Origin of the sequence: Mesorhizobium vachelliae, assembly GCF_033977325.1 — a bacterium.
Classification (GTDB): domain Bacteria; phylum Pseudomonadota; class Alphaproteobacteria; order Rhizobiales; family Rhizobiaceae; genus Mesorhizobium; species Mesorhizobium vachelliae.
Genome location: NZ_JAVIIR010000040.1, coordinates 1 through 11,822, shown reverse-complemented (window position 1 = coordinate 11,822; position 11,822 = coordinate 1). Strand labels below are relative to the sequence as shown.

Below are 11,822 nucleotides of genomic sequence, written 5' to 3'. Positions count from 1 at the left end.
CGACAACTCGCCGATGCTTCCTATGAAGCCTAGCGGGAGCAAGCCGGCTGCACGGGCGGCAAACAGAACAGAAAGGTTTGGCGCCAACAGTAGGTCGAACTCCGGGGCGCCCCCAACAGCGGCACTGAAATCTTCAGGACCGAGCGACATTGCGACCATCCTTGGATGCGCCGACGCAATGGCCGCAAGTCTTTGCAAGGCGCCCGGAGTCTCAATCTGAGCAAGGAACCGGATGCGTCCCGGCGCAAGATTTCTTTCCCGTTCAAGTTCTGAAACCGCATTCGCGATCTCTAGATGCCGATGGCGCTGCGGAGTAGTCGTTCGAGACCGGCACCGAGTCCCGCCGTAGACCGTCCTCAGCGGATTTGGCGAATTTCTCAAAACACCACCCAGGTGGGTGCCATCGCGCGGCACTCCTGTGGCGAAATTCCGTGCATGTTCCTAAAGCATTTCGCAAAATGCGACGCCGATACGAAACCACTAGCAATCGCTACGTCAACAATGGGTAATTGCGTGCCTTCGATCAGCCGCCTTGCGTGATCAATCCTAACCTTGAGGTAGTACTTAGCAGGTGTCATTCCTACGTGAGTTACGAAAAGGCGTTCGAGTTGACGCCTTGAGATGCCTATTCGCTTAGACAGCCAAAATACCGGCACTGGAAACTCTATGGTTTGTTCCATCGTCGTTATTGCAGCTACGAATTTGTTGCTCACCTTCCCAAATCCTGTTGCCGCGCCATCTGTCTGACGTTTTGAACCGGAGCGCTGGCCCTCTACGGTTGCGTACCGACAGACCTCTTTCGCGATGAATGCTCCAGCGTGAGCGCCGATGAAGTCCACGGCCAAATCGAAAGCAGCCAGTTCCCCGGCGCAGGTTGAATACTGACCGTCCTTAACGAACAGCGAGTTCTGAATGCGAGGTTTGCGAAACACCTCCGAGAAGGCGGCAAACCGCGACCAGTGGATCGTGCAATGGCTGTTCGTCAGCAAGCCAGCGCGGGCAAGCAGCCAGGTTGCCGTGCCGATAGCTGATATGCCTACGCCGCACCTGGCCACATCGCGTAGCAAGCTGTTGAGAGCAGCGGTACAGAAGCCCTCAACAGGTTCGCCTGACACGACCACGAGTTGATCGATTTCGTTACTTTTGACGCAGGCACGCAGCATATCAATGGTGACTTCGACCGGCACTGCGATGCCGTTTGCGCCAGCAACAGGTCGGCAGTCCATTCCAGCAATTCGCCATCGAAACCGCTGCTCTTTCAAAACGGAGTTCGCGATATGCAAGGGCTCGAGATAGGCATGAAGTGCCAGATGCGAAAACCCCGGCAGCACCAGGACGGCGATTGTCAATATTTGCCTCGCTCCCAGAACCTTGGAGGGCTCAGTGAAGGTCATCCTATGAGATCGATACGGAGCGTTCATAGGCAATCAGTGGGCTGCGAGAGAGCTGAACCCGGATTTCGGATTGATCGCTGAGCCAAGGCCCAGCACGCCGGAAGCATGTTCAAACGAGTTTCGCCTGCAGGCGCGAAAGCATCTTTAGGCAACTCTTGAGCTGGTCGATGTCTACAAACTCATTTGGCTTGTGCGCTTGCTCGATCGAGCCAGGCCCGCAGATGATCGCCGATATCCCCGCTTTCTGAAAAAGCCCCGCCTCGGTGCCGAAGGCGACGACGTCGGCACCGTTGGCGCCGGTGATTTCATAGATGAGGTCGCGTGCCGCCGACTGGGGCACGATCTGAAGTCCTTCCACCTCACCGATCAAGATGGTTTCAACACAACAATTAGGACACACGGCCTTCATTTCCGGCAGCAGCTGCTGGTTGATGAAGGCGTCGAGGCTCTCCTTCACAAACGCTGCGTCAGACGGTTGAACCGGGCGCATCTCCCATTCGACCGAGCAATGCCCGGCAATAATGTTACGGCCCGCGCCGCCGAGAATCCGCCCGACCTGAATTGTGGCCCAAGGAGGGTCAAAGCGGCTTCCCGCCATCGCCCGGCCCTTCAGCTCATTACCGAGCTCCATCAGATACGTGATGAACCTTGTCGCGTACTGAATGGCGTTGATGCCGCGATCCGGCTGCGATCCGTGGCCGTCAAGGCCCACAAAATTGGTCGTATATTCATAACATCCTTTGTGCCCTTCGATGACCTGCATCATTGTCGGCTCACCGATTAGGGCGGCCGCAGGCTTGATATTGCGACGAGCCATTTCCCTCACCAGCGCTTGGGCGCCGAAGCAACCGACCTCCTCATCGTAGGTGAATGCAAAATGCAGCGGTCGCTCGAGATTGAGTTCCGCAGTCTCCCGAGCAACGGCAAGGCAGCAGGCGAGAAAGCCTTTCATGTCGCATGTGCCGCGGCCGTAAAGCCGTCCGTTGATCTCCAGCATCATAAAAGGATCGCTGGACCAATCCTGCCCTTCCACCGGGACTACATCCGAATGCCCGGAGAGCACGATACCCCCATCCTTCTGAGGGCCTAACGTGGCGAACAGATTGGCCTTCCGCCCGTCTTCATTGTGCTGAAGAAATACCCTTGCACCAAGCTGCCGGAGGAAATCAGCCATGTAGTCAACCATGGAGAGGTTTGACTCATGGGAGATGGTCGGGAATGCGACGAGTTTTTCAAGTATCTGTTTTGCGTCTTCGATCGAAGCCACTGACATCTCATTCTCCAGCGGTTCTTACATGAGGATGGAGGGTTCACCGCTACAAGCGACCCACCTGCCGCAGGCCCCCTGAGCAAAAACCCCAGTGCAAACGCACTCATCTCGTCGCATTAGTTTTTGACGAAAAGTTGCCGCGGCACGTTCGCTAAGCACTCCATGCCGGTTTCGGTAATGAGAACGGTTTCTGTCATCTCGAAACCCCAGTCCTCCATCCACAGGCCGGTCATGAAATGGAATGTCATACCGGGCTGAAGCTCGGTCTTATCGCCACGACGCAGACTCATCGTGTGCTCACCCCAATCCGGCGGATAGGCGCACCCGACCGAATACCCGACCCGGTTTTCCTTCTTAATGCCGTAACGTTCAAGCACATCGCAGAAGGCGATCGCGATGTCCTCGGCGGTGGCACCCGGTTTGGCGATGGCCAAACCTGCCTCCATCCCCTCCGACGTCATTTTCTCGGCGTTCAAGAACGTCTCGCTTGGTTTGCCCAGATAGACGGTCCGTGACATCGGGCAATGGTAGCGCCGATAGACGCCGGCGATCTCGAAAAATGTCCCCTCGTTGTTGCGCATCGGCCGGTCGTCCCAGGTCAAATGGCATGCTGCGGCGTCGGCCCCCGACGGGAGCAGCGGTACAAGGGCTGGGTAATCTCCGCCGAACTCAGGTGTGCCGCGAATGGCGGCGTCAAAGATTTCGGCCGCCAAGTCACACTTGCGCATGCCCGGCTCGACCTTTTCGTAGATGCGCTTGTGCATCAGCTGAACAATGCGAGCGGCTTTTCGCATAAAAGCGATTTCAGCTGGGCTTTTCACTATCCTTTCCCAATTCACCAAGACAGTCGCATCGACAAACTTGGCGTTCGGCAGGCCGGCCATAAGGGATTCGTAAGCTGCGGCCGAAAACCAGTAGGCATCTTTCTCGATGCCTATGACGCCGTTATCCAGCTTGCGCTCAACCAGGAGCTTCGCAAGCAGTTCCATCGGATGACGCTCAAGCGAGTGGACGTAGTGGTCGGGATAGGGAACGACATTTTCGGTTCCGATATAACAGGTTCGCGTCGCGCCGGGTGAGTCGATACCGCGACCGAACCAAATCGGCTCGCCGGAAGGCGGTACAATGACCGCTTGGTGGACGTAGAACGACCAGCCATCATAGCCAGTCAACCACAGCATATTGGCTGGATCGCTAACGACAAGGGTGTCGATGCCGCGCCTTTCCATCGCTGCTCGGGTTTTGCTAAGCCGCTCCGCGAATTCATCCAGGCTGAAATCGAGCATTTTCGTCCCCATGGCTTCCCCTTTCAGGGTGCCTTTTCTTTCATGCTAATTAACCAGGAAGAAGCAGCCAGAAAACAATCCCTGAGCGTATCGCGAGCGTCAAATGTTGTTTGTAGATTTGATCCATCTGGCATTCAGATGTGCTTACTCTATGAGCGACGCCAGGATCGCATCGGCAGCGGCAGCCGGCATTTCGGCCTCTAAGATTGTTGGCGGCCAAGCGGCTCTAGCCGCACCAGTCAAGATGCGCCTCGAGCCTGGGCGCGGGTAGAGTCGAGGAAGGGCGCGGTGGCTTGGGCCGTGTTGGCGTCGCTCCGTTTCCCTTCCCCGCTCATCAAACTGGACGTGCGGATTTCCCGCATCCAGCTTTCCGACTGGTTTCATCGCGAGGCACACGGCGGCGGTCCAAGATGCACGCGTCGAAGACGCAACACGCCGAGCTCTCCGAAGACCTTGTCATCGGAGAACCTGTGAGCGCCGCGTCCTTGCACCTTGTGCCGTTTGCGCAGGAACGCACGTACCCGGTCGCAGACGTGGTTGTCGACCGCCCGATAGGCTGGCAAACGCGTTCCGTAGCCGAAGTAGCCCGACCAGCCGCGCAGAAGCCTGTTCAACCGGTCGCGTACTTCGGGCCACGGCTCCTTGTTGCCGTTTACCAGGAGATCGCCAACCTTCGTCTTCATCCGCTGCACGCTCTTCTTGGACGGGCTCGCGCCCAAGTACCAATGGCCATCCTTGCGGAAGCGATGCGGGCCGAGCCGGTAACCGAGGAAGTCGAAGGGCTCCATGCGGGCATCCTTCACCGAGGTTTTCGCCTCGTTGAGGGTGAGCCCAAGTTTTGTCATCACCATCCCTGTCCACGCCAGCGCCCCGGCCGCATGACCGCGGCTGAGGATGACGAAGTCGTCGGCATAGGAGATGACGTGTGCACGGAACGCCTCGCCGCGTCCGGTAAGCCGCCAATGCTTCAGGAAGCGGTTCATGTAGATGACCGAGAGCAGCGGGCTTGCGACGCCACCCTGTGGCGTGCCGCAAGTACTGCCCTTGCCCCGCTCATTCGCCGCTTCCCATCACCGTCCCGATCTTCGATCGGCGCTTTCAGCCACAGCTTGATCAGCCGCAGCACGTGCCGGTCGACAACGCGTCGGGCCACCGATTTGAGGAGGTCCGAATGCGGGATCGTGTCGAAGTATTTCGACAAATCAGCGTCTACAACGTCGGTATAGCCCCGGCAGACAAGCCGGTGCACTTCCTTGATGGCGTCGGTCGCACTGCGTCCGGGCCGATACCATAGGCACTGTCCTCGAAGTCAGCCTCGAAGATCGGTTCCAGCACCAGCTTGGCGGCGGTCTGAACCACCCGATCCCGGATAGTCGGGATGCCGAGCGGGCGTTCGCCGCCCCCCGGCTTCGGGATCATCGTCCGCCGCACCGGCTATGACCGGTAGGTCTTCGAGACGAGTTCCTCGCGCAGGCCCGCCAGCCACCCCTCCACGCCCTCCGCCTCGATCTGCGCGAAGCTCACATCGTCCACGCCCGGCGCACCCGCATTGGCGCGGGCCAGCGCATAGGCGTGGCGCAAAATGTCCTCACGGCAGATCTTGTCGTAAAGCACGTAGAAGCGAAAAGCGGGCTCCGCCTTCGCCTTGCGATACAGCTTCCTCTGCAGGGTCCTGATCTTTTCGGGTGTTTCCAGGTTCATCGCCAATCACCCCCTCCTCACCAGCTTCAAAAGCACACCAGAAGTCAGGGCCCTTCCCTCCGCCGGCATTACCCGGCTTCACCGGTATTATGACCCTGTCCGACTCCCGCCGGCACCGCCGCCCCGAAGGCTGCGTCGAGGTCGCGACCCTCATGCCGAACGGGTCTCCCCAGTTGCCCGCATCACCCTTCCAGCGTGCCGTGCCCACTATCGGCGGATCGAACGGGTGCCCATGTCGATTGCTTCCCCGTTCATGCTGCCTTCCCCGTCTCTCAGCCAGGTCGGCATCCGCAATTTCACTTTCGAGGCCTGCTCAGGCTTCACTCACATTACGGCCCGCTGGATTGCTCAACTGCCCAAGGCGGCCTTTGTCACGAGGCTTCAACCCGGCCAGTTACCCGACGGAACCGCTCGTCAGCTACCAGACCTATCGACAATTATCTGGGTGGAACCTTCCTCCACTGGTGATACGCGCCATCTGGGCGCACTGAGAGAAGCGGGTTAGTACCTCGGCGGATAAAAGGAGGGTAACCATAGAGCCTGTGTGGTGCTTTCAATACTGCAAGTGGCTGCCTCATGCATGTCTATTCGAGCAAGTCGCAGGCGAAGACCCTGCGCGCGCGTTTCCAGCGCTTCCATTTCTCGAAGGATCAGTTGCAGCTCCTCCTTCAAGGCCTCTCTTTCATCGCGAGTCCGCTTTGTTAGGAACAGCTCAGCCAATTTCGCTTCCTATCTTACGAGTTCGGGTCGGGCAGCCCGCGCGGGCGCGGCTGAACCAATGTCAGCTATCCATTCTGCGATGCTCCTCGCGAAACTACGCGGCACTAGAAGATCGCAGTGCGGGTCCGCGCGCAGGACTAATGTAGGAATGCCATGGAACCCGGTTTGGATGGCTTTCCCCTCGCCGAGGTTCTCCCAGTCAATAGGAGCACAGCGCTCTAGAATATGTTTGATGTTTCTACCAGAGAGCCGCAACCGTACTCGACCGTCAGCCAATACGATTTGGCACCCATAGTCAGAGACAGCAACCGCCGGCAATGTGTCTTCGCAAACGAGCCACAGCCGGCGGAGTGCAATCCGGATCAAACGTCCGCTCCCAGTAGCTACGCTGTCACCAACGCTTGCTGGAAGTTCTACACTTAAATCCTTTGCTAAGGCGCTCTCAAATTTGACCTTAGCGCTTGCCCAACTTTCGAATTGCAAGATCGGGCAATCGGAGGTCTTCAAGAAGTCAACGTTGTTGAAGCTAACCACGGAAACGTTCTCCGCTCGAATCTAGGAACACTGGGGAGACAATCCGAGCCCTTACAGTCTCGTTGTTCATCGGGTAGGTTGCTAGCACCTCGGCGCCTTCTATTGACGCGTCACGAGCAAGGAGCGCTAGTCCGACCCAGGAATTGAGCGTAGGGCTATAAGTCACTGATGTTACGCGACCTAACCCGTGACCCTCCAATTTGTCGCCGGGCCTGAATAGCAACGCCCCCCCTCTCAGCCGTTTGCCCGTGTCGACGCTTTGAAGCCCTACCAGGTGTGCACGTTTTGGATCGTTTAGCGCTTCACGGCGGCTCAGGACGTCACCAACGAAACCTTGACGTTTGCCAGCCATGCGACGCAAACGCAGGTCGTCAAGCGCCGTACGACCGTCTATCTCCGGTCCCGCGATATGCCCCTTTTCGATACGCAGCGCACCTAGAGCCTCAAGGCCATACGGTCGCAGCCCAAATCGGTCGCCGACTTCTAATAGATGCTTCCAAAGTTCCTCGCCCTGCGTCGAGCCGACATAAACCTCGTACGCTCTTTCGCCCGAGAAACTTAAGCGCAAGACGCGCAGCGGTTTGCCGCCAAAGGTGCCCTCTAAACTGCCCATATGTGGCAGGTTATCATTCGAGAAATCGAGATCCTCAAACGCGGCTGAGAGGATTTCGCGACTCTTGGGGCCGGCGATGGACATGGCTGCCCACTCGTCCGACACCGAAGTAAGCGATACATCAAGGTCCTTCCAAGCGGTCTCAAGGAGGAACTCTAATCGCGACATGACATCGCCTGCTTTAGCAGTGGATGTCGTCATAAAGAAGCGTTGTTCATCGATCCGCGTCGTGGTTCCGTCGTCAAAGACAATTCCATCGTCCCGTAACATCACGCCATAACGTGCGCGACCTATCTGAAGACTTGCGAAGCCGTTGACGTAAACTCGATCCAGCAGTGTAGCAGCGCCAGGTCCCTGCAACTCGATCTTTCCAAGTGTTGAAATATCCATCAGCCCCGCGCTCTCGCGAACGATGCGCATCTCTTTCACATATGCCGTTTCAACGTCTCGGCCGGCAGTCGAATAAAACCATGGCCGCATCCACAATCCCGTCTCCAGCATTCGACCGCTGTTGGCTACGTGCCAGTCATGCATGGGCGTACGTCTAATAGGTTTATAGTGATGGCCTATTCTACGCCCAGCCAATGCACCCATCGCTAGAGGCGTGTATGGCGGCCTGAAAGTTGTTGTGCCAACCTCTACCACGCTCGAGCTCCGCAATCCTGCCATAGCGGAGAGACCATGGAAGTTGCTTGTCTTTCCTTGATCGGTGCCCATTCCAAGAGTCGTGTATCGTTTAAGATGCTCAATCGATACGAAGCCTTCTCGGTGAGCCAATGCTATGTCACTAGCGGTGACATCCATCTGGAAGTCGACGAATGCCTTCCCCTTGGCGATCGAAGCTTTGGCGGTTCTTGGGATTGTACCCTCATTCTTGGATATGTCTTCTCTGAGGTCCAGTAGAGGAGGGTGCCTTGCGGGCTTTTTGAGGCCGCAGAATTCTGCGGCTTCCAACCCTATCTGGAATCCCCGCTCCGCAACTTGAGATGAGGCGAAATCGCCAGCTAGTGCGCCTACAACGAACTCACTTTCGCTCAACCTGCCTGGCACGAAGGCGTCAATATCCTCTCGGTAGACCGGCTTCACGCCGCGGTGAGAGGTCAAATGAACTGTCGGCGACCATCCGCCGGAAACCGCAATCAGATCACAACCATGTTTCTGTTTGCCATTTGGTCCAGCTATCAGCGCGCCGATCACGTGCTTGCCACCAACCGCTTTGGTCACCCAAGATTCAAACCTAACGTCAACCCCGCTTTTCCGCGCCCTTTGTAGGACGTCGCGGCTTACAGCTGCGCGGCTGTCGATGATCGAGACCTTTGCTCCTGCGGCTATGAGATCCCACGCTGTGCTATAAGCGCTATCATTGTCAGTCGCGATAAGAACGTTAGTCCCGGTCAATACGGAATAGCGATTGAGGTATGTTCTTACAGCCGAGGCGAGCATTACGCCTGGGCGATCATTACTCGCGAAGATCAGCGGTCGCTCTATCGCGCCTGTCGCATATACAATTGCCTTCGCCCGTAAAAGGGACAAAGTTTGACGAGGTACATCAGGCGAAGGGTCTGCTTTTTGATGGCCGTGCTCTTCAACCATACCGATGACATTCCCGTCGTATACTCCAAATGCGATATTGCGACGCAAGATCGTCACGTTTGGCATCGAGCCTAATCGAGTCGAAATTTCATCAAGCCAAATCTGTGCCGCTCCTTTCGTAGGCTCTGACAGCAGACTTCCACCCAAAAGGAAGTCCTGTTCGACCAAGGTTACTCTCGCGCCCGCTTGTGCTGCCGCCAGTGCAGCTGAAAGGCCCGCCGGACCAGAACCGATTATCACCACATCAGCGAATAGGTGTCGCACCTCATATCGGTCTGGATCTGGTAGATCGCTCGCTCGCCCAAGGCCCGCCGCTTTACGAATGTAATGTTCGTAGAACATCCAAGACCCACGCGTGGGGCCCATAAACGTTTTGTAATAAAATCCCGCAGCCAGGAAGGGTGAAAACCAGCTGTTGATGCTCTGGATATCAAAACCGAGCGAGGGCCAGCGGTTCTGGCTTTCACTTACGAGCCCGTCCACCAATTCGACTGTCGTAGCAGGGATGTTGGGCTCCCGTCGATCGGCAACGCCCAAGGTTACGAGGGCATTCGGCTCTTCGGGGCCCGCCGACATTATGCCTCGCGGCCGATGATACTTGAAGCTTCGTCCAACGAGGCTGATGTTATTTGCGACCAGCGCTGAGGCGAGCGTGTCTCCACGGAACCCCGAGAGCCGCTTCCCATCGAAGCTAAAGGTCACCTTATGCGAACGGTCGATGCGTCCACCGTTAGCAAGCCGCTTCATGCCCCCACTTCCTTTGCAAAATCAACCGAATGAATGATATGGTTCCGGGTATTCCGCTCGACGATTAACCAGTGCCGGCAACCTAAGGCATGCTGCCAGTACTCGCGGTGGAGCCCCGCTGGATTATTTCGGATGAAGACGTATCGGTACCATGCTTCCGAGCTAAGGTCTTCTTGTGTCGGCCGAACGACGGAGGCGTCGCCCCCATACCGGAATTCATCGTGGTCGCGCGGACCACAGCAGGGGCAATTTATGCGAAGCATTTGGTGGGTCCCGTTATTGAAGCCAAGCAAAAGGACCGATGCCGGCTTCATCTATAGTTCGTCCAGCTTTGAAGCGATCCAGGCCGTAATCGGTGATAAGCGGGTGCGGAGCCCCGGTGGCCAGGAGGTGGGCAAAACACCATCCTGACGCTGGCGTGGCTTTGAACCCACCGTAACACCAGCCGCCGTTAAGATAGAGGCCCTCCACGGGCGTGTGGCATATTATCGGACTGGCGTCTGGTGTCATATCCATGATGCCCCCCCAGTGCCGGAGAAGCCGCAGACGTGAGATGCAGGGCATGAACGCGATAGCAGCTTCGGCAACATCTCGCACGTTGCCGAGGTTTCCTCGTTGTGCGTATGAATTGTAGCCATCCAATCCACCGCCGAAGACCAAGCCCCCTTTATCAGACTGGCTCACATAGAAATGGTCGGCTCCGTAAGCGATCGCTTGATCTACTAGCGGCTTTATGGGCTCGGTCACATAGGCCTGCAGCACATGGCTCTCTATCGGGAGCTCCAAGCCTGCCATACGGCCAAGCGTGGTGGTGTTGCCCGCAACCGCCATCCCCACTTTTGCTGCTCCAATGTCGCCAGCAGTTGTTCTGACGCCGACTACACTTTCGCCTTTACGAATAAAGCCAGTCACTTCGCAATTCTGGATGATGTCTACCCCATGCGCGTCCGCAGCCCGAGCGTAGCCCCACGCGACGGCATCGTGCCGCGCGGTACCAGCTCTGTCTTGAAAATGCGCTCCATAAATTGGAAACCGCGCGCTGTCAGAGAAATCGAGGTATGGCGCCATTCGCCTGACCTCTTCACGGTCGAGCACATCTGCTTCGATGCCGTTGAGACGCATTACATTGGCGCGATGACTGAAGAATTCGAGTTGGTCGGGAGAGTGCGCGCACACAAGCTGGCCGCGCTGCGAGAACATGACGTTGTAATTGATCGTCCTGGATAGATCCTCCCATAATTTGAGCGAGAACTCGTAGAATTGGGTATTTCCATTCAACAGGTAGTTCGATCGAATAACCGTAGTGTTTCGGCCGACGTTACCTCCGCCAATATAGCCCTTCTCCAAGACCGCTATATTGCGAACGCCATGATTTTCCGCGAGATAGAAAGCGGTAGCCAGGCCGTGACCGCCACCCCCAATAATAACGATATCATAGTTTGACTTCGGCTTCGGCGATCTCCAAACGCGGGGCCAATTCCTTTGGCCTGAGAGCCCATTGCGAAGAATGGAAAAAACAGAGTATCCGCGCATATCAGCCCCGGTTCACGACAACGGCTGAAGGAGACAATTGTAAGCTTCCACGCGTTGCTCGATGCATTTAATGAGAAGTCGCCAAATAGGACGCTAGCAAACTATGCGGCATTCCACGCCGCGAGTGCCAGCCTAGAGTCACGATGGCACCATCGCGTTTTCAGATGCCAGCCTGATGTGTTCCCCGGCGTGAGATAATCGAGCGCCGAAGGCAGGCGCTGCGTGTGTTGTAAACGGTCTCGATGAAAGCACCGATGCGCCTGCGGGCATCATCTGCATCCTTGTAGGCCAGGCCTTGCACCTCTTCCTGCTTCAGCTGTTTCATGAAGGCATAGGTCATTTGTCAACCCGTCTTGTTAAAGTTAAGCCATTGATGTGCAACGAGCCTTTCGATCGGAGGCTAAGAGGACGTATTCTTCGATCTCGGAGGC

Annotated in this window: 10 protein-coding genes; all 10 read right to left on the bottom strand. The window is 56.8% G+C overall.

The window, feature by feature from the left end; translation table 11 throughout:
* On the bottom strand, nt 1-414 hold a 414-nt coding region (locus RFM41_RS33615), incomplete at its 3' end, for an aldolase/citrate lyase family protein (RefSeq protein ID WP_320319348.1).
* On the bottom strand, nt 378-1,349 hold the full coding sequence (locus RFM41_RS33610; RefSeq protein ID WP_320253451.1) for a GlxA family transcriptional regulator: 972 nt from the start codon (nt 1,347-1,349) through the stop codon (nt 378-380). The genes RFM41_RS33610 and RFM41_RS33615, both read right to left, overlap by 37 nt.
* A 154-nt stretch (nt 1,350-1,503) precedes the next feature.
* Nucleotides 1,504-2,667, bottom strand: coding sequence for an acetylornithine deacetylase (argE, locus tag RFM41_RS33605; RefSeq protein WP_320253452.1), 1,164 nt, complete (start codon nt 2,665-2,667; stop codon nt 1,504-1,506).
* A gap of 113 nt (nt 2,668-2,780) precedes the next feature.
* Nucleotides 2,781-3,950 (bottom strand): ectoine hydrolase DoeA, encoded by a 1,170-nt coding sequence (gene doeA, locus RFM41_RS33600; RefSeq protein ID WP_320253453.1) that lies wholly within the window; start codon nt 3,948-3,950, stop codon nt 2,781-2,783.
* A 380-nt stretch (nt 3,951-4,330) separates the two neighbouring features.
* Nucleotides 4,331-4,951 carry a group II intron maturase-specific domain-containing protein gene (locus tag RFM41_RS33595; protein WP_320253460.1) on the bottom strand — a complete coding sequence of 207 codons (621 nt, stop codon included), beginning with the start codon at nt 4,949-4,951 and terminating at the stop codon, nt 4,331-4,333.
* Between the two features lie 433 nt (nt 4,952-5,384).
* A complete protein-coding gene (locus RFM41_RS33585; protein WP_320253455.1) occupies nt 5,385-5,657 on the bottom strand; it encodes a hypothetical protein in 273 nt (90 codons plus the stop codon).
* A 1,240-nt stretch (nt 5,658-6,897) separates the two neighbouring features.
* The gene (locus RFM41_RS33580; RefSeq protein WP_320253456.1) at nt 6,898-9,858 is read right to left on the bottom strand and encodes a sarcosine oxidase subunit alpha family protein; all 2,961 of its coding nucleotides are present in this window, start codon (nt 9,856-9,858) and stop codon (nt 6,898-6,900) included.
* Nucleotides 9,855-10,121 carry a sarcosine oxidase subunit delta gene (locus tag RFM41_RS33575; protein ID WP_320253457.1) on the bottom strand — a complete coding sequence of 89 codons (267 nt, stop codon included), beginning with the start codon at nt 10,119-10,121 and terminating at the stop codon, nt 9,855-9,857. The genes RFM41_RS33580 and RFM41_RS33575 overlap by 4 nt, the downstream gene beginning before the upstream one ends.
* 13 nt (nt 10,122-10,134) lie before the next feature.
* A complete protein-coding gene (locus tag RFM41_RS33570; RefSeq protein ID WP_320253458.1) occupies nt 10,135-11,391 on the bottom strand; it encodes a sarcosine oxidase subunit beta family protein in 1,257 nt (418 codons plus the stop codon).
* Between the two features lie 160 nt (nt 11,392-11,551).
* Entirely contained in the window at nt 11,552-11,731 is a 180-nt protein-coding gene (locus tag RFM41_RS33565) for a hypothetical protein (RefSeq protein WP_320253459.1), read from the bottom strand.
* Nucleotides 11,732-11,822: the final 91 nt, after the last annotated feature.